The sequence below is a fragment of the Arenimonas aestuarii genome (assembly GCF_054781715.1).
The window spans coordinates 343,640-367,800 of the sequence record NZ_BAAGTW010000008.1; the positions used below are offsets into that span (position 1 = coordinate 343,640).

The 24,161-nt window shown below is 69.6% G+C and carries 22 protein-coding genes and 2 pseudogenes; 14 read left to right on the plus strand and 10 right to left on the minus strand.

Going from position 1 to position 24,161, the window contains the following annotated elements; all coding sequences use genetic code 11:
- The 5 genes from ACYVJH_RS13565 to ACYVJH_RS13585 form a co-directional block, all read right to left on the minus strand.
- Complete coding sequence (locus ACYVJH_RS13565) at positions 1–1,302, minus strand: peptidylprolyl isomerase (RefSeq protein WP_460455178.1); 1,302 nt, start codon at positions 1,300–1,302, stop codon at positions 1–3.
- A 28-nt stretch (positions 1,303–1,330) separates the two neighbouring features.
- Entirely contained in the window at positions 1,331–3,544 is a 2,214-nt protein-coding gene (gene lptD / locus ACYVJH_RS13570; protein ID WP_460455179.1) for an LPS assembly protein LptD, read from the minus strand.
- Between the two features lie 75 nt (positions 3,545–3,619).
- On the minus strand, positions 3,620–4,537 hold the full coding sequence (locus ACYVJH_RS13575) for a histone deacetylase family protein (RefSeq protein ID WP_460455180.1): 918 nt from the start codon (positions 4,535–4,537) through the stop codon (positions 3,620–3,622).
- Positions 4,538–4,539: 2 nt separating this feature from the next.
- Complete coding sequence (locus ACYVJH_RS13580; protein WP_460455181.1) at positions 4,540–5,094, minus strand: cob(I)yrinic acid a,c-diamide adenosyltransferase; 555 nt, start codon at positions 5,092–5,094, stop codon at positions 4,540–4,542.
- 7 nt (positions 5,095–5,101) lie between these two features.
- Complete coding sequence (locus tag ACYVJH_RS13585; protein ID WP_460455182.1) at positions 5,102–5,692, minus strand: hypothetical protein; 591 nt, start codon at positions 5,690–5,692, stop codon at positions 5,102–5,104.
- A 97-nt stretch (positions 5,693–5,789) separates the two neighbouring features.
- Here ACYVJH_RS13585 and ubiH point away from each other — a divergent pair, with 97 nt between their 5' ends.
- Entirely contained in the window at positions 5,790–7,001 is a 1,212-nt protein-coding gene (ubiH, locus tag ACYVJH_RS13590) for a 2-octaprenyl-6-methoxyphenyl hydroxylase (protein ID WP_460455183.1), read from the plus strand.
- Entirely contained in the window at positions 6,998–8,179 is a 1,182-nt protein-coding gene (locus ACYVJH_RS13595; protein WP_460455184.1) for an FAD-dependent oxidoreductase, read from the plus strand. The genes ubiH and ACYVJH_RS13595 overlap by 4 nt, the downstream gene beginning before the upstream one ends.
- Positions 8,180–8,200: 21 nt before the next feature.
- Here ACYVJH_RS13595 and ACYVJH_RS13600 read toward each other — a convergent pair whose 3' ends face one another.
- Positions 8,201–9,703, minus strand: coding sequence for an aminotransferase class III-fold pyridoxal phosphate-dependent enzyme (locus ACYVJH_RS13600; RefSeq protein ID WP_460455185.1), 1,503 nt, complete (start codon positions 9,701–9,703; stop codon positions 8,201–8,203).
- A gap of 233 nt (positions 9,704–9,936) precedes the next feature.
- On the opposite strand from ACYVJH_RS13600, the gene ACYVJH_RS13605 reads away from it, so the two are divergent.
- From ACYVJH_RS13605 to secF, 9 genes are all read left to right on the plus strand, one after another.
- The gene (locus ACYVJH_RS13605; RefSeq protein WP_460455186.1) at positions 9,937–10,857 is read left to right on the plus strand and encodes an ABC transporter ATP-binding protein; all 921 of its coding nucleotides are present in this window, start codon (positions 9,937–9,939) and stop codon (positions 10,855–10,857) included.
- Positions 10,854–11,618 (plus strand): ABC transporter permease, encoded by a 765-nt coding sequence (locus tag ACYVJH_RS13610; RefSeq protein ID WP_460455187.1) that lies wholly within the window; start codon positions 10,854–10,856, stop codon positions 11,616–11,618. The genes ACYVJH_RS13605 and ACYVJH_RS13610 overlap by 4 nt, the downstream gene beginning before the upstream one ends.
- 43 nt (positions 11,619–11,661) lie before the next feature.
- On the plus strand, positions 11,662–12,795 hold the full coding sequence (locus ACYVJH_RS13615; protein ID WP_460455188.1) for a sensor histidine kinase: 1,134 nt from the start codon (positions 11,662–11,664) through the stop codon (positions 12,793–12,795).
- Positions 12,792–13,394 carry a response regulator gene (locus ACYVJH_RS13620; protein ID WP_460455189.1) on the plus strand — a complete coding sequence of 201 codons (603 nt, stop codon included), beginning with the start codon at positions 12,792–12,794 and terminating at the stop codon, positions 13,392–13,394. Before ACYVJH_RS13615 ends, ACYVJH_RS13620 begins: the two co-directional genes overlap by 4 nt.
- A gap of 66 nt (positions 13,395–13,460) precedes the next feature.
- Positions 13,461–14,495 carry a tRNA preQ1(34) S-adenosylmethionine ribosyltransferase-isomerase QueA gene (gene queA, locus ACYVJH_RS13625; RefSeq protein WP_460455190.1) on the plus strand — a complete coding sequence of 345 codons (1,035 nt, stop codon included), beginning with the start codon at positions 13,461–13,463 and terminating at the stop codon, positions 14,493–14,495.
- Entirely contained in the window at positions 14,492–15,619 is a 1,128-nt protein-coding gene (tgt, locus tag ACYVJH_RS13630) for a tRNA guanosine(34) transglycosylase Tgt (RefSeq protein WP_460455191.1), read from the plus strand. The genes queA and tgt overlap by 4 nt, the downstream gene beginning before the upstream one ends.
- A 140-nt stretch (positions 15,620–15,759) precedes the next feature.
- Positions 15,760–16,098: a preprotein translocase subunit YajC gene (yajC, locus tag ACYVJH_RS13635; protein ID WP_460455192.1), complete on the plus strand. Its 339-nt coding sequence runs from the start codon at positions 15,760–15,762 to the stop codon at positions 16,096–16,098.
- A 56-nt stretch (positions 16,099–16,154) separates the two neighbouring features.
- Positions 16,155–18,032 (plus strand): protein translocase subunit SecD, encoded by a 1,878-nt coding sequence (gene secD, locus ACYVJH_RS13640; RefSeq protein WP_460455193.1) that lies wholly within the window; start codon positions 16,155–16,157, stop codon positions 18,030–18,032.
- Between the two features lie 57 nt (positions 18,033–18,089).
- On the plus strand, positions 18,090–19,022 hold the full coding sequence (gene secF / locus ACYVJH_RS13645; RefSeq protein ID WP_460455223.1) for a protein translocase subunit SecF: 933 nt from the start codon (positions 18,090–18,092) through the stop codon (positions 19,020–19,022).
- Between the two features lie 59 nt (positions 19,023–19,081).
- Here the strand turns inward: secF and ACYVJH_RS13650 are convergent, their stop codons facing one another.
- Entirely contained in the window at positions 19,082–19,516 is a 435-nt protein-coding gene (locus tag ACYVJH_RS13650) for a hypothetical protein (RefSeq protein WP_460455194.1), read from the minus strand.
- Between the two features lie 61 nt (positions 19,517–19,577).
- On the opposite strand from ACYVJH_RS13650, the gene sufT reads away from it, so the two are divergent.
- The 3 genes and pseudogenes from sufT to ACYVJH_RS13665 all read left to right on the plus strand — a co-directional run.
- A complete protein-coding gene (sufT, locus tag ACYVJH_RS13655) occupies positions 19,578–20,132 on the plus strand; it encodes a putative Fe-S cluster assembly protein SufT (protein WP_460455195.1) in 555 nt (184 codons plus the stop codon).
- Positions 20,133–20,458: 326 nt separating this feature from the next.
- Positions 20,459–22,225, plus strand: a pseudogene (locus ACYVJH_RS13660) (S8 family peptidase); the annotation flags it as partial.
- Positions 22,226–22,357: 132 nt separating this feature from the next.
- Positions 22,358–22,588: pseudogene (locus ACYVJH_RS13665) on the plus strand (proprotein convertase P-domain-containing protein); the annotation flags it as partial.
- A gap of 60 nt (positions 22,589–22,648) precedes the next feature.
- On the opposite strand, the gene ACYVJH_RS13670 reads toward ACYVJH_RS13665, so the two are convergent.
- Genes ACYVJH_RS13670 through wrbA form a run of 3 tightly spaced genes read right to left on the minus strand, consistent with a single transcriptional unit; the run spans position 22,649 to position 24,119 of the window.
- Complete coding sequence (locus ACYVJH_RS13670; protein WP_460455196.1) at positions 22,649–23,140, minus strand: asparaginase domain-containing protein; 492 nt, start codon at positions 23,138–23,140, stop codon at positions 22,649–22,651.
- A 23-nt stretch (positions 23,141–23,163) separates the two neighbouring features.
- A complete protein-coding gene (locus ACYVJH_RS13675; RefSeq protein WP_460455197.1) occupies positions 23,164–23,529 on the minus strand; it encodes a DUF2069 domain-containing protein in 366 nt (121 codons plus the stop codon).
- Positions 23,526–24,119: an NAD(P)H:quinone oxidoreductase gene (gene wrbA / locus ACYVJH_RS13680; protein WP_460455198.1), complete on the minus strand. Its 594-nt coding sequence runs from the start codon at positions 24,117–24,119 to the stop codon at positions 23,526–23,528. The genes ACYVJH_RS13675 and wrbA overlap by 4 nt, the downstream gene beginning before the upstream one ends.
- Positions 24,120–24,161: the final 42 nt, after the last annotated feature.

A 24,161-nucleotide genomic window follows, 5' to 3' on the forward strand; every position in this document is an offset into this window, starting at 1 on the left:
TCAGGCGTCCGTCAGGCGGCTCTCGACGAAGGCTTCGGCGCGCATCTGGCGCAGGAAACGCTCGAACTCTTCCTCGGCCTTGCGCTGGGCGATGATCTCGCGCGCCTGGTTGCGGCGGTTCTGTTCGGTGACGTCCTGCTCGCGGGTACCCAGGCGCTTGATGATGTGCCAGCCCACTTCACTCTGGAAGGGCTGGGAAAGCTCGCCGTCCCGCAGCTGGGTAAGCTGCGAACCCACCGACGTGCCCCAGGCGTTGACCGGGAACCAGCCCATGTCGCCGCCGTCGTTGCGGCTCATCGTGTCCTCGGAGTGCTCGCGGGCCAGGGTGGCGAAATCTTCGCCAGCGGCGATGCGCGCACGCAGCTCCACGGCCTTCTGGCGCGCGGCTTCCGACGGCACCGTCGGGGTGGCGCGGATCAGGATGCCCTGGGCGTTGTATTCCGTCATCGTCTGCGTGCCCTGCTCGCGCGTCTCGACCAGCTGGATGAGCTGGTAGCCGCCCGGGCCGCGCACCGGCTCGGAAATCTCGCCGGGCTTGAGCTGCTGGATGAGGCCGACGAAAGCCGGCGGAATCGCGTCCAGCGCGCGCCAGCCGATGTTGCCGCCTTCGAGTGCATTGGGCGCATCGGAGAAGCGGATGGCGGCGGCGGCGAAGTCGATTTCACCGCGCTCGACCACGCTCTTGATGTCGCGTGCCTTCTTCTGGGCCGTGGCCACGTCTTCGGCCGTGGCGCCATCGGGCAGGGCAACGATGATGTTGGCCAGGCGCACTTCCGGGCCGCCGATTTCGCGCACGGCGAGCAGCTGGTCGATCTCGGCTTCGCTGACCTGGACGCGGCTTTGCACGTAGCGCTGGCGCAGGCGCTCGATGAGCATCTCGTCGCGCAGGCTGTCGCGGAATTCTTCGTAGCTCAGGCCGTCCTGGACCAGGCGGGCGCGCAGCTGGTCCTGGGTCATGCGGTTGCGCGAGGCCACCGATTCGATGGCCTGGGCGAGTTCGCCGTCGCTGACGCGGATGCCCGAGTCGCGGGCACGCGCGAGCTGCAGGCGGGCCAGCACCAGGCGGTCGAGCACCTGGCGTTCAAGCACGTCGCGCGGCGGCAGCTGGCCGGGCTGGCTGGCGTACTGGGCGCTGATGTTGGCCACGGCGCGGTCGAGTTCACTGCGCAGGATGACGTCCTCGTCCACCACGGCCGCGATCGAGTCGATCGGGGTGGTGGCCTGGGCCGCGGAGGGACCGGGCATCAGGGCGGTGGACAGGGCCAGCAGGGCGGCCAGGACGGGGGCGAAAGCGTTGTTCATGCAGGCTGCGGCTCCGGCGCCACGGGTATCAACGGGAATAGTCAAGAATAGCATCATCAAGCAGGCGGTCCGTGTTGCGGCCGAAGCTGCCGACGCCGTTCAGTTCGATCTCAAGATAGATGCCCGTGTTCTGCTCGTCGCTGAATTCACGCAGGTAGCGGCGGCCCAGCACCCGGACCGCGACGCAGCAGCTCTTCCATTCGATGCCGGCGAGGGCCTCGAGGCTCTGGCGGTCGCGCAGCGAATAATTCCAGCGGCCCAGGAGGGTCCACTGGTCACTGACGGGCAGCACGAAGGACAGGTCGGTCTGTTCGATGAGGTTGGCGCGGTAGCGGTAGGCGGCGTTCACCAGGCCGCGTTCACCAAAGCGCCACTGGCCGCGCACGGCGGAAAGTTCGGTGCGCTTGCCGTCCGGATCCCACTGGTGGGCCAGGCCCAGGGACCAGCGGTCACCCGGCGACAGGCTGGCCTCGGCGACCCAGCTCGAACCTTGTTCCGGCGGCAGCGGGCTGTTGCGGAAATCGACGCGGGGCGGGTCGAAATAATGGATGCGGCCGAGGCCAACGCTCAGCAATTCGCTGCCGTCCGAGGCGTCGAGCACCCGGCTGGTGATCGCCACGGTGACCTGGTCGGCGTCGCCGACCCGGTCGGCACCGGCGAAGCGGTTGTCGCGGAACAGGCCCGGCCAGGAAAAGGTGAGCGGGCGCGTGTCGAACAGCGGCAGGTCGTCCTGGTCGCGGTAGGGCACGTTCAGGTAATACAGGCGGGGCTCGAGGGTCTGCAGGAAGTTGCCGTCGCCGAAGCTGAATTCGCGCTCGAAGAAGGCGCCCATGTCCAGGCTCATCACCGGCAGGCTGCGGTCGGGGTTGTCGTCGCCGCCGGCGGGCACCAGCGACTGGTCAAGCGAATACGCGGTGTAGCGCCAGGCCAGGCGCGGGGTGACGAACCAGGCGGCTCCGCCAAAGGGCAGCTGCACCCAGGGCATCAGGTCGAGGCGGTTGCCGCCATCGCGGAATTCGGAATCAAAGCGCACGGCTTCGGCCTCGACGCCCGCTTCGAACCAGCGCGCAATCGGCCTGGACCAATGCAGCCGTGCCTCGGGCAGGCGCCGGTAGGGCGTGGCGGAGTCGGGCAGCAGGGGGTTGGCCACCTGCCAGCGCTGGACCTGCAGGCTTGCATTCCAGCCGCGCCCCCGGCCGTACAGGCCCAGCGAGCTTTCGAGCAGGGTGATGGTCGAGTTGGGCAGTGAATCGCCGAAGTCGGAGAAGTAATCGTCGTCGCTGACGTGGTTGATGTCGGCGCCCAGGCTCCAGTGCTGGCCGAGGCGGTCGGTGTGGCGCCAGCGCAGCAGGCCGCGGTCGTTGCCGGTCAGGTCGTCGTCGGGCAGCCAGGTGCCGTTGATTTCGCCGCGGGCATCACGCGGGCCCAGGTAGCGGAACTGCGCGCCCAGCATCAGGCCGCGGTCGGACAGCCAGCGCGGCGACAGGGTGGCGTCGTAGTTCGGCGCCAGGTTCAGGTAGATGGGCTGCTCGTACTCGAAGCCGTTGCGGTCGTCGTGGCCGATGGTCGGGCTGAGCAGGCCGGTGCGGCGGCGGTCGTCGATCGGGAAGCGCACCCACGGCAGCCAAAGCAGCGGCACGCCGCCCACCCTCAGGGTGGCGTTGCGGGCAGTGCCGACGCCTTCGGCCTGGTCCACGTCGATGCGGCTGGCGCGGAATTCCCACTGGCGCTGGGCCGGCGGACAGGTCGAATAACTGGCGCCGGTGAGCGTGCCTTCCTCGCCGCGCAGCTCGATGCTGTCGGCGCGGCCGTTGCCGGCCTGGGTGTTGAACTGGTACTCGACGTCCTGGAGCTGCACCACGTCGGCGCGCTGGTCGCCCTGGACGCCGGCCGCGCGCAGGCGCAGGCCGCGGTCCTGGTAGCGGGCGGGGCCGCCGGTGCGGAAGGTTTCCTTGTCGTGGTCGTAGGTCAGCTTCTCGGTGCCCAGCCACTGGTCGCCGCGCTGCAGCTCGACCTCGCCGGTCAGTACCGTCACTTCCTGCTCGCTCACGTCCAGATGCAGGGCGCTGACGTCCGTCGGCGGGTTCGCCGGCGCCTCGCCGTCGGCGGGCAGGGGGCGGTACAGCGGCAGCGTGCCGGTGTCGGGGCAGAACTCCCAGGCGGGTGGGGCGGGGTCCTGGGCGCGGGCGGCGCAGGCCATGGCCAGACAGAGCGGGAGCAGGCGAAGGGCTGGTCGGCGCACGGGGACTTCCGGGGAAAGGACGCGATAGCTTCGCCCATGCCGCCGGGCGGGGCAACACGCGCGGCCCCGCAGGGTTCAGGCGGCGTCGAGCAAGCCCTGCAAATGGGCAACGCTGCAGGCGCGCAGCGCCGAAAGGCTGTATCCACCTTCGAGCAGCGACACCAGGCGCCCGTTGGCGTGGCGGCCCGCCAGGGCGGCCAGTTCGGCCGACAGCCAGCGGTAGTCGTCGGCTTCCAGCGCCAGGTCGGCCAGCGGGTCCAGGCGGTGCCCGTCGAAGCCGGCGGAAACCAGCAGCAGCTGGGGCCGGAACGCCTCCAGCCGCGGCAGCAGCCCGTCCTGCCAGACCTCCCGGAAGGCCTTGCTGTCCGCGCCGGGCGCCAGGGTGGCGTTCGCGAGGTTGCCGACGCCGTGCTCCCCGGGATCGCCCGTGTTGGGATAAAGCGGCGACTGGTGCGAGCTGAGGTACATCACCCGGGGATCCCCGGCGAAGATGTCCTGGCTGCCGTTGCCGTGGTGCACGTCGAAATCCGCGATGGCCACCCGGTGCAGGCCGTGCGCATGCACGGCGTGGGCGGCGGCCACCGCCACGGAGTTGAACAGGCAAAAACCCATGGCGACGCCGCGGGTGGCGTGGTGGCCCGGCGGGCGCACGGCACAGAAGGCCTGCGGGCCTTCGCCGGCCATCACCGCGTCCACGGCGGCCACGCCGGCACCGGCGGCGCGCAGCGCGGCCTCGGCCGAACCGGCGGACATGGCGGTGTCTTCGTCCAGGCGGCGCGGGCCGTGGTTGTCGCCGTCAAGCACCTCGGCGAGAAGCGAGGGCGCGTGCACGCGGCGCAGCGCGTCGCGGCTGGCGGCAGGCGCTTCCCGCCAGGGCAGGTCCGGGTAGGCGGCGCGAAGGGCGTGCAGCACGGCCTCGAGGCGCGCCGGACATTCAGGATGCCCGGCGCCGGGATCGTGCGAGAGGCAGGCCGGATGGGTATAGAGCAGCACGCTCAGCCCTTGCGGCGCTCGTGGTTCCAGGTCGTTTCGCCGTGGCCGCTGGCGCGGGCCAGCACCCTGGCGAGCACGAAGAGCAGGTCCGAGAGCCGGTTGAGGTAGCGGATGGCCTGCGGGCGCACCGCATCGTGGTGCGAAAGCGTCACCGTCTCGCGTTCGGCGCGACGGCAGATGGTCCGGGCCAGGTGGCAGTGTGCCGCCGGCAGGCCGCCGCCGGGCAGGATGAAGTCCTTCAGCGGCGGCAGGTCGGCGTTGAAGCCATCGAGCTGCGCTTCGAGCCGGTCGATGTCGGCGTCGTGGATGGCCGCATGGCCGGGGATGCAAAGTTCGCCGCCGAGGTCGAACAGCTGGTGCTGGACCGACACCAGCACCTGGCGGATGTCGTCGGGAATCTCGCAGGCCAGCACGATGCCGATGGCCGAGTTGGCTTCGTCGACGGTTCCGTAGGCGCTGACGCGGGCCGAGTCCTTGGCGACGCGGGTGCCGTCGCCCAGGCCCGTGCTGCCGTCGTCGCCGGTGCGGGTGTAGATCTTGGACAGCCGGTTGCCCATGGCCGGGTCAGCCGGCCAGGTTGCCGCTGCTCGCGGCGCTGGCGCGGCGCACCAGGCCCACGAGCGCATGCACGACCACGGCCAGGCCCACGTAAAGGGCGGTGGTGCCCAGGTAGGGCATGAACCAGTCGGCGTAGTTTTTCGCCCAGCCGGCGACGCTGGGATTGGCGACCACGTCCGACAGCCAGTAGAAGCCGCCCTGCGCGAACAGGTGGCAAACCGCCACGCCCAGCAGCAGCGCCGGGGCCAGGCCGGCCAACTGGCGCAGCGGCTTGTCCTGGCCGAAGCGGCGCAGGCCGGCGCCGGCGGCCCACAGCGCGAAGTGCGCCGGCAGCAGCATCCAGTAACCCGGGGAAACGCAGTAGTGGTTCCAGAAGCTGGTGCCGGTGCCGCTGATCACCACGTAGTCGACCGCGACCGCCAGCACCATCAGCGCCGGGAAGGCCCAGCGCACGCTGCCCGCCAGGTAGAAGCCGCCGATCGCGAAGACCGCCCAGGACGCATCGGGCACCATGCCGAAGTGGTTCAGCCGCGTGGCGGCCATCAATACGGCGAGCACGGTGAACACGGCGAGGCGGGAGCGGGAGATCGAAGTCATGGGCAAGGGATTCCGGAAGGCAACGGCCAGGCCGGCATTCTAGCGGAAGTGCACGGCCATCGCCGGCCGGTTACCCCGGGCGGGTATCATGCGCGGCATGTCACGCGAACTCGGCTTCGACCACGACATCCTGATCCTCGGCGGTGGCCTGGTGGGCAGTGCATTGGCCTGCGCGCTGGACGGCCGCGGCTGGCGGATCGGACAGGTCGAGGCGAGCGCCGCTGCGGCGGGCGCCCCAGGTTTCGACGAGCGCAAGCTGGCGCTGGCCGCGGCCAGCCTCAATGCCCTGGCCGCGCTTGACGTGCTGCCGCGCCTGGCGACGCCGCCGGCACCTATCCGGCGCGTGCACGTCAGCCGCGCCGGCGACTTCGGCGCGGTGCGGCTCGAGGCCGCCGAGATGGGCCACGATGCTTTCGGTGGCGTGGTGCTCGCCCGCGAGCTGGGCGAGGCGCTGGAATCGCGCCTGGCCACGGTGCAGGGCCTGGAGCGCTACCGCCCGGCGACGGTGCTGGAAGTGACACCCGATGCCGACGGTCCGCGCGTACGGCTGGACCCGGCTTCCGGTGGCAGGGAGCTGCGCGCCCGCCTGCTGGTGGCGGCCGACGGCAGCCGGTCGCTGGCGCGGGCGGCCCTGGGCATTGGCGCCAGCGAACACGATTACGGGCAGACCCTGGTGGTGTGCAGCCTGGCCACCGACCGTGCGCCGGACGGCACGGCCTGGGAACGCTTCACCGACCAGGGACCGGTGGCGCTGCTGCCGATGGCCGGTGGTCACTACGGAGCCATCTGCGCGGTCGCGCGCGACCAGGCCGATGCCGTGCTGGCGCTGTCCGATGCCGCCTACACCGACTATTTCCAGCAGCGCTTCGGCTGGCGCGCCGGTCGCGTGCGCCGGGTCGGCAAGCGCAGCGCCTATCCACTGGCGCGCATCGTCGCCGATCGCCTGGTGGCGCCGCGCGCGGTGCTGATGGGCAACGCCGCGCAGTCGATCCATCCGATCGGCGCCCAGGGTTTCAACCTGGGGCTGCGCGATGCGCTGGCGCTGGCGCAGAGGCTCGACGGCGGCGACCCGGGTGACGCCGCGCGGCTGGCCGACTACGCGCAGTCGCGCCGCGAGGACCGCGAGCGCACGCTGGCATTCAGCGACGGGCTGGCGCGCGCCACCGCCAACGCGGGGTTCCCGATGCACGTGCTGCGTTCGCTGGGCCTGCTGGCGCTGGGCCACCTGCCCGGGCTGGCGGCGCCGCTTGCCGCCGGTGCGATGGGCTACCGCGGCCAGGTGCCGGATCTTTCGAGGCCGAACGCATGAGCCGGCGGGACCCTTTCGACCTGGTCGTGGTCGGTGCCGGCGTGGTGGGCGCGGCGGCGGCGCTGGCGGCGGCACGCGACGGCCTGCGCGTGGCCCTGGTCGAGGCACACGCGCCGCCGGCCTGGGATGCGCAAGCGCCGGACCTGCGCGTCTACGCCTTCGCGCCCGACAACGCCGCCCTGCTGGCGGACCTGGGTGTCTGGGACCACGTGCGCGCCGCGCGTGCGCAGGCCTACCGGCGCATGCGCGTCTGGGACGCGGCCGGCGGCGGCGAGCTGTGTTTCGACGCCGACGCCTTCGGCCGGCCCGCCCTGGGCCATATCGTGGAGCACGCATTGCTGGTCGACCGGCTCTGGGCCGCCTGTGCCGGTGAAACGCGCATCCATCGCCATTGCCCCGACAAACTTGAATCGATCGAGCAGCAGGACGACCTGGCCGCGGTATGGCTGGCCAGCGGCACCGTGCTGCACGGCCGGCTGGTGCTGGGCGCCGACGGCGCCGCTTCGAAAGTGCGCACCTGCGCCGGCCTGGACGCCGAGGCCCACGACTACGGGCAGCGTGGCCTGGTCGCCTACGTCGGCACACAACGCCCGCACGAGGACACGGCCTGGCAGCGTTTCCTGCCAACCGGGCCGCTGGCCTTCCTGCCGTGCGCGGACGGGCGTTGTTCGATCGTCTGGAGCCTGCCGGCGGCCGAAGCGCAGCGCCTGCTCGATGCCGATGAAGAGGCTTTTCGCCGCGAGCTGACGCGTGCCTTCGACGCGCGCCTGGGCGAGGTGGTTTCCGTGTCGGCGCGGGCGGCGTTCCCGCTGCGCCGCCAGCTGGCCAGCGCGCAGGTGGCCGGGCGCGTGCTGCTGGCGGGCGACGCCGCGCACGTGGTGCATCCACTGGCCGGGCAGGGCGTGAACCTGGGCCTGCGCGACGTGGCGGCCCTGCGTGCCTCCTGGCAGCAGGCGCTTGCGCGCGGCAGCGATTTCGCCAGCCCGCATCGCCTCGCCCGCTGGGCGCGCACGCGGCGCAGCGAAAATACGCTGGCCGCCTATTCCTTCGAAACCATCAACCGCGCCTTCAGCAATGACGCCATGCTGCCGACCCTGTTGCGCGGCCACGTGCTCGGCCTTGCCGGCCGTATCGCCCCGCTGACCCAGCTGCTATGGCGCAAGGCCGCCGGGCTCTGAACGCACGCGATGGACGCTCCCTCAGGCCGCGGCGGCCTGGGTCTTGCGCGGCCCCTTGAGCAGGGCGATGCGGATGTGGTCGATGACCAGGTCGACTTCCTCGCTGGTGACGCCGAAGTGCGGCGTGAAGCGCAGCGAGTTGGTTCCCCCGTGGATGACGCCGATGCCGCGCTCGCGCATGAACTCTTCGGTCGAGCCGGCGCCGTAACACTTGTAGGACGGGTCGAGTTCGCAGGAGAACAGCAGGCCGGTGCCCTGGACCTTGGTGATCAGGCCGTTGCCCAGTTCGTCGCGCAGCTTGGCCAGCTTGTCCAGGAATTCCTGGCCGCGTTCGCGGATGTTGGTGCGCAGCTCCGGCGTCAGCGCGTCGAGCATCGCCGCGGCGATGTCCAGTGCGCGCGGGTTGGCGGTCATGGTGTTGCCATACACGCCCTTGCGGTACAGCCCCGCGGCGCGTTCGTTCACCGCCAGCACCGACAGCGGGTACTGGCCGCCATTGAGCGCCTTGGAATAGGTTTCCATGTCCGGCGCCTCGAGGTTTTCGAAACCCGGGTAGTCGACGATCGACAGCACGCCGTGCGCACGCAGGCCGGCCTGGATGGAATCGACCAGGAGCAGGGTGCCGTGGGCCTGGGTCAGTTCGCGCGCGGCGGCGTAGAACTCCGGCGGCACGGCGCGACCCGGGTCGCCTTCACCCATCACCGGCTCGAGGAACATCGCCTCGATGTACCAGCCGTTGGCGTCGGCGTCGGCGAAGACCTGCTTGAGGCCTTCGACCGAATAGGGCTCGACCACCAGCAGCTGGTCGTTGTGGTGCTGGTAGCTGGCCAGGTGCTGCAGGTAGTTCTTGCGGCTCGAATCGGAGTACAGCGCCGGCAGTTCGGTGCGGCCGTGGAAGGCACCCTTCACTGCGACGCGCTTGACGCGCTTGCCGGCATGGCGGCCACCGGCGTCGGTGTGCAGCTTGGCGTTGACGTCGGCGATGCGGCCGGCCAGCGACACCGATTCCGAGCCCGAGTTCAGGCACAGGAACTTCGCGAACGGGCATCCGCCGCGGGTGTGGCCGATTTCCTTGCGCAGCGCGCGGGCGACGCGCAGCTGCGACAGCGAGGGCGTCATGATGTTGGCCATGACCTGCGGGCGCGACATCGCCGCCAGCAGTGGTGCCGGCGTGTGGCCCAGGCCCAGCATGCCGTAGCCGCCGGAGTCGTGGACCACCGCGCCCTTGAGCGTGATCACCCAGGGGCCACGTGCGGCGAGCGCGACGTAGGGGTTGATGGCGTCGTCGGGATAGAAGTTGACGAAGTTGCCCTGCACGGCCTCGACCTGGGCCTGCTCGTCGAGGTCGAGCAGGTCGGCGAATTCCGCGGAGATCGCGTCGTGCGCCTCGACGGCGGCCTTCGCGGCTTCCACCAGTTCGGGGAAGCGGCCGGCAAGCCGCTGCAGGCTGGCGTCGTCGAGACCGGGGGTGCGGACGGTACCGGCGTGCTGGCGCAGCGGCTTGAGGATTTCGATCACGTTCATGGCGTTCTCCGGACCCAAAACAAAACGCGAGGTAGGCCCTCGCGCGTCGGGTCTTGCGTTGAAAATCAAAGACTTGTGGCCGATATTACCACCGCGCCCGGGGCCGCGTAACCCCCGGGTGTTTGAAATGGCGGGCCCCGGATGACAGCTGTCACGCGTCCTGGCTGATGACCGCCACTGCCCCGGCCGGCACCGGGGCCGGAGACTGCGGGCAGGCCATCGAGGAACCCGCCATGACCGTTTCGACGAACCCACGCCCCGTGCTGGCCCGCCTGGCCGGTGCCCGGAAATCCTACGGCCCCGTGCAGGCCCTGGCCGGCGTCGACCTGGCCGTCCGCGCCGGCGAAGTGCTGGCCATCCTGGGCGCCAACGGCGCCGGCAAGACCACGGCCCTGGGCCTGCTGACCGGTCGGATCGGCGCCGACGCCGGCACGGTCGAACTGTTCGGCGGCGACCCGCGCCGCCCGGAGGTGCGCCGGGGCATCGGCGTGATGCTGCAGGACGGCGACTTGCCCGACACCCTGCGCGTGGCGGAACACATCCGGCTGTTTTCCAGCTACTACCCGGCGCCTCGGCACCTGGAGGAAACGCTTGAACTGGCCGGGCTCGCCGACCTGGCCCGCCGGCCCTACGGCGCGCTGTCGGGCGGACAGAAGCGGCGCGTGCAGTTCGCGCTGGCGATCTGCGGCCGGGCGCCGCTGCTGTTCGTGGACGAGCCGACGGTTGGCCTGGACGTCGAGTCGCGCCGCGGTTTCTGGGCGGTCATCCGCCGCCTGCGCGACGAAGGCACGGCGATCGTGCTCACCACCCATTACCTGGAGGAAGCCGACGCCCTGGCCCAGCGCATCGTGCTGATGGCCGGCGGCCGGGTGCTGGCCGAAGGCAGTCCGGCGCAGATCAAGTCGCGCGCCGAGGGCAAGCGAATCAGCGCGCGCAGCCGCCTGGCGGCCGCCGACCTGCGCCTGTGGCCAGGCGTGGCCAGCGCGCGCGAGCACGAAGGGCGCGTGGAGCTGGTCAGCAGCGACACCGAAAGCCTGCTTCGCCGCTGGCTGGCCGCCGACACCACGCTCACCGATCTCGAGGTGCGGCCACTGCCGCTCGAGGACGCCGTGCTCTCGCTCACCGCCGCCGCCCCGATGGAGGAAACCGCATGAATACGCTCGCCCACGCCGCGCCTTCGCTCTGGCGCATCCAGGCCCTGGAGGCCTGGTTCGAGTTCCTGCGCGTGCTACGCACGCCGGCGTTCGCGATCCCGTCGCTGGCCTTCCCGGTGGTGTTCTACGTGCTGTTCGCGATCCTGCTGCCGGGGCAGTGGGGGGACTTCCAGAAGTCGGCCTACCTGCTGGCCACCTACGGCGCCTTCGGCGTGATCGGTCCGGCCCTGTTCGGCTTCGGCGTCGGCCTGGCGATCGAGCGTGAGAAAGGCTGGCTCGAGCTCAAGCGCGTATCGCCGATGCCGACCTTCGCCTATTTCCTGGCCAAGATCTTCATGAGCCTGGTGTTCGGGCTTGCCGTGGTGTGTCTTCTGTCGATCGCCGCGATCGGTTTTGGTGGCGTGCGCGTCGACCCGCTGGTGTGGCTGAAGCTGGTGGCGGTGCTGTTGCTGGGCACCGCGCCCTTCTGCGCCCTGGGCCTGTTGATCGGCACCCTCGTCAAGGGCCAGGCGGCGGTGGCGATCGTCAACCTGGTCTACCTGCCGATGTCGGTCCTGTCGGGCCTGTGGATGCCCTTGTTCGCCTTCCCCGTGCTGGTGCAGAAGCTGGCGGTGGTGTGGCCGGCCTGGCACCTGGCGCAAATGGCCCTGGGTGTCATCGGCCAGTTGCAGGGCGTGAACTACGGCCTGCACGCCGCCGTGCTGGCCGGCATGACGGTCGCGTTGCTGGCGCTGGCCGCGTTCCGCATGCGCAGGCTCTGAACCCCGCGCGCGCGTGGACCGGAATCGGCTAAGGTCGCGCCTGATGAAACGACTGGCCCACCACGATCGGGCGCCGCCGCCCAAACGCGGCGATGACATCCACGACAGCCCGTGGGTGACCCTGGCCTACCTGCTGTTCGTGTTCCTGCCGCTGGCGTTCGCGCCGATCAGCCCGACCCGGGCGCTGCTGGCAAGCGCCGTGGCAATCGTGGTGTTCCTGCCGCTGCACTTTGGCTTCTATCGATCGTCGCCGCCGGCCCGGCCCTGGCTGGTGCTGGGCGTGGCCCTGGTGGGCTATGGCCTGGTGCCCTTCAATCCGGGCGGCAATACCTTCCTCATCTACGCCTGCGGCATGGCCGGCTCGGCATTCCGGCCGCGCCTGGCCATCGTCGTGGCGGCGCTGCTGCTGGCCGCACTGGCCGCGCAGTTCTGGTGGCTGATGCCGACCGTGCGGCTGGCGCTCGCCTGGGGCGGCATGGCGGCCTTGATCGGCGGCCTGGTGCTGGCGGGCACGCTGTATTCGCGGGAAAAATACCGCCGCAACTCGGAACTGCGGCTTACCCAGCAGGAAGTCGCGCGACTGGCCGCCATGGCCGAACGCGAGCGCATTGGCCGCGACCTGCACGACCTGCTTGGCCACACGCTTTCGCTGGTGGCGATCAAGAGTGAACTGGCCGGCCGCCTGGTCGATCGCTCCCCGCTGGAAGCCAAGGCGCAGATGGCGGAAGTCGAATCGGTGGCGCGCAAGGCGCTGGCGCAGGTGCGCGAGGCCGTGGTCGGCATCCGCGCCACCGGCCTGGAGGCCGAACTGGCGGCGGCGCGGCTGGCCCTGCTGTCGGCGGAAGTGCGGCTGGACCAGCGCATCGCGCCGGTGGCGCTTTCGCCCGAGGCCGAGTCGGTGCTGGCGCTGGGACTGCGCGAGGCCGTGACCAACATCCTGCGCCACGCCCATGCCCAACGCGTGGACGTTGAACTGAGCGCGGATGCCAGCGGCGTGCAGCTGTTGATCAGCGACGATGGCCGTGGCGGCCCCATCGAACCCAATACCGGCCTGGCCGGCATGCGCGAACGCCTGTCCGCCCTGGGCGGCGGCCTGCAGTATGACTCCACGCCCGGCGCCGGCACCCGCCTGGTGCTCAGCCTGCCGCGCCCGGCCCTGCAGGAGCCGGCCCCGTGATCCGCCTGGTGCTGGCCGAGGACCAGGGCATGGTGCGTGGCGCGCTGGCCGCGCTGCTGGGCCTGGAGCCCGACCTGCAGGTCGTGGCCGAAGCCGGCGACGGCGACACCGCCTGGCGGGAGGTGCAGACGCACCGCCCCGACCTGTTGGTGACCGACATCGAAATGCCCGGCATGACCGGCCTGGACCTGGCCCTGAAACTGCAGGCCGCGCAGCTGCCGACCCGCGTGGTGATCCTGACCACCTTCGCCCGCGCCGGTTACCTGCGCCGCGCGCTGGAGGCGGGCGTGCGCGGTTACCTGCTCAAGGACGCGCCGTCGGCCCAGCTGGCCCGGGCCCTGCGCGAGGTACATGCCGGTGGCCGTGCAATCGACCCGCAGCTGGCGGTCGCCGCCTGGGGCGAAGACGACCCGCTGACCGAACGCGAGCGCCAGGTCCTGCGCCTGGCCGGCGAAGGGGTGAAAACCGCCGACATCGCCGACCGCCTGCACCTGAGCCAGGGCACCGTGCGCAACTATCTTTCCGAGGCGATCGGCAAGCTCGGTGCCGAGAACCGCATCGAGGCCTACCGCAGCGCCCGCGCCAAAGGCTGGCTGTAGCGGCCGGGGCCGGGCCGCCGAGGCCAATTGGGCGATAATGCCGGCCCGCCACGCCCCGATGCCGCCTTGAAGAAGTCCGACTTCCATTTCGACCTGCCGCCCGAGCTGATCGCGCAGGCGCCGCTTGCCGAACGCTCCGCCAGCCGCCTGCTGGTGGTGCCGCCGGGGCAGGCCGCCTATGAAGACCGCCAGGTGCGCGACCTGCCGGACTACCTGCGGGCGGGCGACCTGCTGGTGTTCAACGACACCCGGGTGATCCCGGCGCGCCTGTTCGGCACCAAGGACAGCGGTGGCCGCGTCGAGATCCTGCTCGAGCGCCTGCTGGGCGGGCACGAGGTGCTGGCCCAGGTCGGCGCCAGCAAGTCGCCCAAGGCCGGCGGCCGAATCACGCTCGACGAAGGCACCGACCTGGAAGTGATCGGCCGCGAAGGCGAGTTCTACCGCCTGCGCTTCCTCACCGACGAACCGCTGGAAAAACTGCTGCTGCGCGCCGGCCGCATGCCCCTGCCGCCTTACATCCAGCGCGAGGCGGGCCGCGAGGACCTCGAGCGTTACCAGACCCTGTTCGCGCGCCATACCGGCGCCGTTGCCGCACCTACCGCCGGCCTGCACTTCGACCAGCCGCTGCTGGCGGCGCTGCAGGGCAAGGGCGTGCAGTTCGGCCACGTGACCCTGCACGTGGGTGCCGGCACCTTCCAGCCCATGCGGGTTGAATCGGTGCACGAGCACACGATGCACAGCGAATGGCTCAATGTCGGCGCCGAACTCTGCCAGCAGGTGGCGCGCACCCGCGCCGCCGGCGGCCGGGTGGTGGCGGTGGGCACGACCGTGGTGCGGGCGCTGGAAACCGCGGCCCGCGACGGGTCGCTGAAACCCTATGCCGGCGACACCAACATCTTCATCTTCCCCGGCCACCGCATCACCACCGTGGACGCCCTGGTCACCAACTTCCACTTGCCGGAAAGCACGCTGATGATGCTGGTCTCCGCCTTCGCCGGGCGCGAGCGCGTGCTGGCCGCCTACGCCCATGCGGTGCGCGAGCGCTACCGCTTCTTCAGTTACGGCGACGCCATGCTGCTCTTCCCCGGGGCGGCCCGATGAGCCGCATGCGCTTCGAACACCTCGGCGACGACGGCCTCGCCCGCCGGGGCCGCCTGCATTTCCCGCGCGGCACGGTCGAAACCCCGGCCTTCATGCCGGTGGGTACCTACGGCACGGTGAAGGCGATGTTGCCCGAGACCCTGCGCGAGGTCGGCGCCGAGATCATCCTGGGCAATACCTTCCACCTATGGCTGCGGCCGGGCATGGAAGTGATCCAGGCGCACGGTGGCCTGCACGGGTTCTGCAAGTGGAACGGGCCGATCCTGACCGACAGCGGCGGCTTCCAGGTGTGGTCGCTGGCCAAGCGCCGCAAGATCAGCGAGGAGGGCGTGGCCTTCGCCTCACCGACCGACGGCGCCAAGGTCTTCCTTTCGCCCGAGGTCAGCATGCAGGTACAGCGCGCGCTGGACTCGGACATCGTGATGATCTTCGATGAATGCACGCCGTACCCGGCCACCGAGCCGGTGGCGCGCACGTCGATGGAGCTGAGCCTGCGCTGGGCCGAACGCAGCAAGCGCGCGCACGAAGGCAACGACGCGGCGCTGTTCGGCATCGTGCAGGGCGGGACCTGGCCGGAGCTGCGCGCGCGCTCGGCGGCGGGGCTGGTGGACATCGGGTTCGACGGGTATGCCGTGGGCGGCCTGGCGGTAGGCGAGCCACCCGAGGAACGCGACGCGACGCTCGACGCGCTGTGCCCGCAGCTGCCGGCCGACAAGCCGCGTTACCTGATGGGGGTGGGCAAACCCGAGGACATCGTCGAGGCAGTGGCCCGGGGCATCGACATGTTCGACTGCGTCATGCCGACCCGGAACGCCCGCAACGGCCACTACTTCGTCCGCGGCGGCCAGGTGCGCATCCGCAACGCCAAGTACGAGAAGGACCTGCGCCCGATCGAGGAAGGTTGCACCTGCTACACCTGCCGCAGCGGCTATTCGCGTGCCTACCTGCGCCACCTGGAGCGCTGCAACGAAATCCTGGCTTCGATGCTGGCCACGATCCACAACCTGCACCACTACCAGCAGCTGATGCGCGACATCCGCGCCGCCATCGAAGCCGGCCGATTCCAGGACTTCCGCGCCGCCTTCCACGCCGCCCGCGCCGCCCAGCCCGCCCCTTCCCTGTAGCAGCGCCTTCCGGCGCGAATCTTTGCCTTGGGGGATGGAAGTCCCTCCCACGGGAGGTGGCTTGACTCCCAGGGCCCCAGGCCCCCCCGGCGCCTATGGCATACTTGCCCGCTGGTCTTTTCCCACGGATACGCAAGTCCATGAACCTGCTCGATTTCCTGGTTTCTCCCGCGGCCGCCCAGGCCGGCGGCACCGCCCAAGGCAACCCGCTGATGAGCCTGCTGCCGCTCATCCTCCTGTTCGTCGTCTTCTGGTTCCTGCTGCTGCGCCCGCAGATGAAAAAGGCCAAGGAGCACCGCGAGCTGATCGCCAAGCTCCAGAAGGGCGACGAGGTCCTCACCAGCGGCGGCCTCGCCGGCCGGATCGAAGACCTCGGCGAATCCTTCGTCACCGTCGAAGTGGCCGACAAGGTCAGCATCAAGGTCCAGCGTGGCGCCATCACCGCGGTACTGCCCAAGGGCACGTTGAAGTCCGCCTGATTCGTCCCCATCCGATTCATTCACGGCCCTGACGGGGCCGCCAACGGTTGTCGCCCATGCTTCAGTACCCCACCTGGAAATATGTCCTCGCCGCGGTCCTGATCGCGCTTTCGGCTTTTTATTCCCTGCCCAACCTGTATCCCCAGGACCCGGCGGTGCAGGTCGCGGCCAACCGCGGCGGTGCCATCGACGACGCACTGCTGATCCGGGTGAAGGCGGCGCTTGACCAGCAAGGCCTCGCCGCCAAGTCGGTGGCGATCGAAAACGAAAGCCTGGTCGTCCGCACCAACACCGCCGACGACCAGACCCAGGCCGCCGACACCCTGCGCGACACCCTGGGGCGCGAATACACCGTGGCCCTGAACCTGGCGTCCACGGTGCCGGACTGGCTGGGGGCCTTCGGCGCCCGGTCGATGTCGATGGGCCTGGACCTGCAGGGCGGCGTCCATTTCCTGCTTGAAGTGGACCAGCAGGCCGCCATCGAAAAGCGCAGCAATGGTTTCGCCGACGAGATTTCCGGCGTGCTGCGCGAGGGCAAGTTCGCCTACACCAGCGTCTCGCGCACCAGCGACGGCATCCAGGTATTGCTCAAGGACCCGGCCGACGTACCGGCGGTGTTCTCGGCCATCCAGCGCGAAGCGCCGGAGCTGCAGATCCAGGTGGACGACACCCAGCCGGGCCGCCTGATCGCGCGCCTGACGCCGACGCTGATCCAGACGATCATGGATGGCGCGATCGAACAGAACCGCACCACGCTTGAAAACCGCATCAACAGCCTGGGCGTCGGCGAGCAGGTGATCCAGCGCCAGGGCGAAAGCCGCATCGTCGTCCAGCTGCCCGGCGTGCAGGACACCGCCGAGGCCCGCAAGCTGATCGGTGCCACCGCCACCCTGGAATACCGCCACGTCATCGACTACGGCACCCAGGCCCAGCAGGCCGCCGCCACCGGCGTGGTGCCGCCGAACGCGCGCCTGTACATGAGCCGCGAACTCGACGCCGCCGGCAACCGCCGTCCGATCCTGCTTTCGCGCCGGGTCATCGTCTCCGGCGACCAGCTGGTCAACGCCACCTCCAGCCCCGACCCGCAGGGCGGCGGCCCGGCGGTGCAGATCGAGCTCAACAGCTCCGGTGGCAACCGCATGCTGGCCCACACCCGAGAGAACGTCGGCCAGCTGATGGCCGCCGTCTACATCGAAACCATCCCCGACGTGCGCATCGTGGACGGCAAGGAAGTGATCACCAGCCGCGTCAGCGAGGAAGTGATCAACGCCGCCGTGCTGCAGGGGGTGTTCGGCAAGAACTTCCAGACCACGGGCCTGGACAGCCAGCAGGAAGCCACCGACCTGGCCCGCCTGCTGCGCGCCGGTTCGCTGGCGGCGCCGATGGTGATCATCGAGGAACGCATCATCGGCCCGAGCCTGGGCGCCGAGAACGTTGCCGCGGGTACCCAGGCGGTGTTCTGGTCCTTCATGTTCGTGCTGGCCTTCTTCCTGGTCTACTACAAGACCTTCGGCATCGTCACCAACCTGGCCCTGCTGCTCAACCTGTTGATGGTGGTCGCCCTGATGTCGCTGATCGGCGCCACGCTGACCCTGCCGGGCCTGGCGGGCATCGCCCTCACCGTCGGCTTGTCGGTGGATGCGAACGTGCTGATCAACGAGCGCATACGCGAGGAGTTGCGCAACGGCAACACGCCCCTGGCGTCGATCGCGAACGGTTACGACAAGGCATCGGGCACCATCACCGACGCCAACACCACGGCGTTGCTGGCCGGCCTGGCGATGGCGGTGTTCGGTTCCGGCCCCATCCGCGGCTTCGGCATCACGCTGATGCTCGGCATCATCACTTCGATGTACACCGCGGTTTCCGTATCGCGCGGCATCGCCACCCTGATCTATGGCAAGCGCAAGAAGCTTGCCAAGATCTCGATCTAAACGACTTCCAGGAGAGACGGCGTGGAACTCTTCCCGTCCAACACCAAGATCAACTTCATGGGGGCGCGGTACGTCACCGTCGGCATCTTCGCGCTGATGATGCTCGTTTCCGTGGTCGCGCTGTCGACCAAGGGCTTCAACTACGCGCTCGACTTCACCGGCGGCACGCTGGTGGAAATCGAGTTCGAGAAGCCGGCCGACGTGGAAGGCATCCGGTCCCGGCTCGATGCGGCGGGTTACGACAGCCCCATCGTGCAGACCTTTGGCTCGGGCAATGACATCGTCATCCGCCTGCAGCCGCCGGAGACGGAGGAGGGCGGCTCGCCGCAGGACGCCGACAACACCGCGCAGTCGGGCATGGCGATCCTCGCCGCGGCGCAGTCGCCGGACAATCCCGGCAAGGTGGTCCGCAGTGACTTCGTCGGACCGCAGATCGGCAGCGAACTGGCGCTCAATGGCGTCTACGCCACCATCTTCGTGGCCCTGGGCTTCCTGGCCTACATCGCGATCCGTTTCGAGTTCAAGTTCGCCATCGCCGCGGTCCTGGCCACCATGGCCGACGTGCTGGTGGTCTGCGGCTGGTTCGCGATCACCCAGCACGAATTCGACCTGACGGTGCTGGCCGGCATCCTGTCGGTGATGGGTTTTTCGATCAACGACACCATCGTCGTCTTCGACCGCGTCCGCGAGAACTTCCGCCTGCTCAACAAGCTCGAGCCCAAGGAAGTCCTGAACCGGTCCATCAACCAGACCCTGTCGCGCACGATCATCACGTCCTTCGTCGCCTTCCTGACCGTGCTGGCCCTGTACGTTTACGGTGGGCATTCGCTCAAGGGCATGGCCGAATCCCAGATGATCGGCGTCGTGATCGGCACGCTCAGCTCGATCCTGCTGGCCTGCCCGATCCTGCTGCTGCTGGGCGTAACCAAGCAGGACCTGATGCCCAGGGCCAAGGCCGACGTCGAAGCCGAGCTCGCGCGCCGTCCCTGAGCCTTCGTGTCTGCTGCACCCGGAAAGGCCCGCCTCGCGCGGGCCTTTTCATTGGGGCGCTAGCGGGCCAGCTTCCAGGCCAGCGGCAGGGCCAGCAGGGCCCAGGCCAGGTCCCAGGCGCTGGAGGTGTGGCGGATCAGCTCGCCGGCCAGCACCGGCCCCAGGCGCAGGGCCGACTCCACCGGCTGCAGGCCAAGCATCACGCCCATCGTGATCGCGGCATGGAACCAGTAGCCCAGCGCGATCGACAGCGCCGTGCCGGCCACCGCCGCCCAGGCCCGCGACCGGCTGGCCGGCATCGCCGACAGCCGAAGCAGCAGGGCCAGGTCGGCGGCGGCGACCAGCGCCAGCCAGCCGCTGGGGCTGCGCAGGGCCAGCGATACCGCCGTCCAAAGCGCGACCATGCCAAGGACGCCGGCCACCCAGGCCAGGGTCGGCAGCAGCCCGTCCACGATGATCGCAAGGGTGGGGCGGGAACGCTGCGTCGGGCTCAAGGCGGTTTACCGGGGTCAGGGCGGGCTAAAATAGCCGTGATTCCCGCCAGGCGATACCCGAGTGAGTTATTCCCGAACCAGCGAACCGGTGAAATTCGAGCGTGATTGCGCCGCCGTCATGGTGCCCCAGGGCGAAGAAGTCACCCTGCCTGCCGGTACCGCCGGGTACATCACCCAGGCCCTGGGTGGTTCGTTCACCGTCTTCGTCGACGGCAATCTTTTCCGCATTGCCGGACCCGATGCCGACGCCATCGGCAAGGAACGCCCGGCGCCGCTGGTGCTGCCCGAGGGCGCGGGCGACGCCGAGGTCGAAAAGCTGGTCTGGGACCAGCTGCGCACCTGCTTCGACCCGGAGATCCCGGTCAACATCGTCGAGCTCGGGCTGGTCTACGACTGCGACCTGGGCCGCAACGGCGACGGCGATCGCATCGTCAACATCCGCATGACCCTCACCGCCCCGGGCTGTGGCATGGGTGACATCCTGGTGCAGGACGTGCGTGACAAGGTCGAGCAGGTGCCGACGATCGTGGAAGCCGACGTCGAGCTCGTCTTCGATCCGCCCTGGAACCAGACCATGATGTCCGACGCCGCGAGGCTGGAAACCGGCATCTTCTGAGTACGCGGGAACTTGCGCGTCGCGACAGTGATCCTGAGCACCTGCGGCGAATTGTAGGCATGCCCTAACCGATCGAAAACTGGCCGACGGACGGTCGGTTTTTCGTTGCGTGGCCGCTTGACCCGTGACTTTCGTCACGTTAGCGTCGGCTGGGTGTCATGAACTTGAGACGTTCGTCACACATCCGGGTGGTAAGCCCCCTCTGCATTCATTCGAGGCCAAGCAATGGCCCGGCAGGGGAGGGCGTTTCCAGGGGACCCGGGGCATGGATGCAAACACGGCCGTTCTTCGGCCTTCGTTGCCATCACTATTTCGGGGATCCAAAAATCGTGAGCAATTACACTCGCAAGCTCCGCCTGCGCGGCATCGTCGCGGCTACCTCGCTGGCTCTCGCCGGCTCCGCGTTCGCCGCCCAGGTCCAGACCGCTGGCCTTGAGCCGGGCAAACAATTCGATCGTTTCGTGGTCAAGTTCAAGGAAGACGCGCCGGAAGCGCAGAATCCCGCGGCCCTGCGCCGTTCGCTCGAAGCCGCGTCCGTCGGCGCCAACCAGCTCATCCAGGCCAGCCGCCTGCAGCGCGGCGACGCGCGCGCGCCCAAGCCGCTGGCGACGCGTCACCTGCGCCGCATGTCCCTGGGCGCCGACGTCATCTCGACCAGCCAGAAGCTCAATGCGGCCGACGCCGAGGCGCTGATGCGCCAGATCGCCGCCAACCCCAACGTCGAGTTCGTGCAGGTTGACCGTCTGCTGCAGCACACCCTGACCCCCAACGACAGCAGCTACAGCCAGCAGTGGGGCTTCTTCGACGCCGACGCCGGCATCCGCGCCAACCAGGCCTGGGACGTTGCCAACGGCAGCGGCATCATCGTCGCCGTGCTCGACACCGGCCACGTCAGCCACTCCGACCTGAACGCCAACATCCAGGGCGGCTACGACTTCATCAATGACGCCACCGTGGCCGGCGACGGCAACGGCCGCGACTCCGACCCGAGCGATCCGGGCGACTACTACGGCGGCAACGGCTCCAGCTGGCACGGCACCCATGTGGCCGGCACGGTGGCCGCGGTCACCAACAACGCCAAGGGCGTTGCCGGTACCGCCTGGGGCGCCAAGGTCATGCCGGTGCGCGTGCTGGGCCGTGGCGGCGGTTACACCTCCGACATCGCCGACGCCATCACCTGGTCGTCGGGCGGCAACGTCTCCGGCGTGCCGACCCTGAGCGCGGCCAACGTCGCCGACGTCATCAACATGTCCCTGGGCGGCAGCGGCAGCTGCGACACGCTGACCCAGAACGCCATCAACGGCGCCGTCAGCCGTGGCACCACCGTGGTCGTGGCCGCCGGCAACAGCAATGCCAACGTGGCCAACTTCTCCCCGGCCAGCTGCAACAACGTGGTCGCGGTGGCTTCGGTGACCAGCTCCAGCGCCCGTTCGAGCTTCTCGAACTACGGCTCCCTGATCGACGTCTCGGCGCCGGGCTCGGGCATCCTGTCCACGCTCAACAGTGGCAGCACCACGCCGGGCAGCGAGTCCTACGCCTCCTACAACGGCACCTCGATGGCCTCGCCGCACGTGGCCGGCGCCGTCGCCCTGGCGCAGAGCCGTCGCCTGGCCCTTGGCCTGGCGCTGTGGACCCCGGCCGAGGTCGAGTCCAACCTCAAGGCCACGGCCTACGCGCTGTCGGGTTCGTGCTCGGGTGGCTGTGGCGCCGGCATCATCGACGCCAACGCCCTCGTGGCCGCCGCCGGTGGTGGCACCCCGCCGCCGCCGCCGCCGCCGCCGCCGACCGGTGGTTCGCTGACCAAGGGCGTTGCCGTGACCGGCCTGTCGGCCACCCAGGGCAACTCGCTGTACTACACCCTGTCCGTGCCCTCGGGCGCCAGCAACCTGACCTTCAACCTGTCGGGTGGCACCGGTGACGCCGACCTGTACGTGCAGTTCGGCAGCCAGCCGACCGACACCTCGTACATCTGCCGTCCCTACCTCAACGGCAACAACGAGACCTGCACCATTGCCGCCCCGTCGGCCGGTACCTACCACGTGCGCGTGAAGGCTTACTCGAGCTTCTCGGGCGCCAGCCTGGTGGGTGACTACTCCACCGGTGGTTCGAGCCAGCCGCAGACCTACACCAACACCGGCAACTACACGATCTCCGACAACTCCACCGTCGAGAGCCCGATCTCGGTGTCCGGCCGTAGCGGCAATGCCCCGAGCAATGCCTCGGTTGCCGTGGACATCCGCCACAGCTGGAAGGGCGACCTGCGGGTCGACCTGGTGGCTCCGGATGGTTCCACCTACAACCTGCACAACCGCAGCGGTGGCAGTGCCAACAACGTGATCGGCACCTACACCGTCAACCTGTCCTCGGAAGCGCTCAACGGCACCTGGAAGCTGCGGGTGAACGACAACGCCAACGGCGACACGGGCTACATCAACAGCTGGTCGGTCACCTTCTGATCCAGTGATTCAGGCAACACCCCTGGACCCCGGCCTTGCGCCGGGGTCTTTTTTTGTCCGCTACGACCCCACGGCCTCGAAACGATTGGCGGTGACGTTCTTGCGGACCTTCGCGGGGTCCCAGATGCGGCCGTTCATGGCGATGTAGACGCCGGGCGGCAGGGACTGCACGGCGCCAACGGCGGTGCCGACGTTGAACTCGGCGTCCGAGCCGCGGAAGCGCGCCGGGTTCAGGGCGCCGGTGAGGACGATCGTCTTGCCCGGGATCGAGGCCAGGACCTTGGCCGTCTCGACCATCGTGTCGGTGCCATGGGTCACCAGCACGTGTGCCGCCGGCTGGGCGGCGATGGTCGCGCGCAACAGTTCGCGGTCTTCGGCCGTGATGTGCAGGCTGTCCTTGCGGATGATCGGGATCACCGTGAAGCGGAAGGCGACGCCCAGCTCCTGCAGGATCCTGCCGATTTGCGGTTCGCCGATCTGGAAGTCGGACTTGTCGTCGAAATACACCTTGTCGATGGTGCCGCCGGTGGTGACGACCAGAAGCTCTTGCATGGGGGTTCTCCTTCGCGGCGCGATTATACGGCCGGCTTGCCGGCGCGGCGGGCCGCGAAACGGGCACGCATGCCATCCCAGCTGGCCGCCAGCACCAGCACGGACGCCAGCAGCGTTTCGGCCAGCGCCAGCCAGCGCACGTCCGGCGCCGACCAGGCCAGCATCACGCCGTGGCAGAAATAGAGCAGGGCGGCCAGGGCGCCCCAGAAACCGGCGCGGCGGTGGCGCAGCAGCACCAGCACCACCGCCGGCAGGATCGGCAGGCTGAAATAAAGCGCCATCATCCAGGGCGCGGCCTGGGTGGGCGGCGCCAGCCACAGGCGCCAGGCCAGCTGCAGTGTGAACAGCGCCAGGATCGCCGCGCCGGCCAGCTTTCCGGAACGGCTCATGCCTGCAGCTTCCGGGCGGCTTCGGCCAGGCGCCGGCCCAGGGCCCGTGCCAGCTGCTTTTCGTCATCGGACAGGCCCGGGTCGTCTTCGGCGCCGGCGACGTGGCTGGCGCCGTAGGGCGTGCCGCCGGTGCGGGTGGTGTTGAGCGCGGATTCGGTGAACGGAATGCCCAGCACCAGCATGCCGTGGTGAAGCAGGGGCAGCATCATGCTCAGCAGGGTCGATTCCTGGCCGCCGTGCTGGGTGGCGGTGGAGGTGAACACGGCGGCCGGCTTGCCGACCAGCGTGCCCGAGGCCCATTCGGCGCCCAGGGAGTCGACGAAATGTTTCATCGGCGCGGCCATGTTGCCGAAGCGGGTCGGGCTGCCCATGGCCAGGGCTATGCACTCGTCGAGGTCGGCCCGGCAAGCGTAGGGGGCGCCCTCGTCGGGCACGGGCGGTGCGGTCGATTCGGTGACCGGCGCGACCGGCGGCACCGTGCGCAGCCGGGCCTGCATGCCGGGCACTTCGCCGATGCCCCGGGCGATCTGGCGCGCGAGCGCGGCGACCGAGCCGCCGCGGCTGTAATACAGGACCAGGATGTCGGGCATGCGGGCTTCGCCGGGATCAGGGGGATCGCCATTATCGCGGAT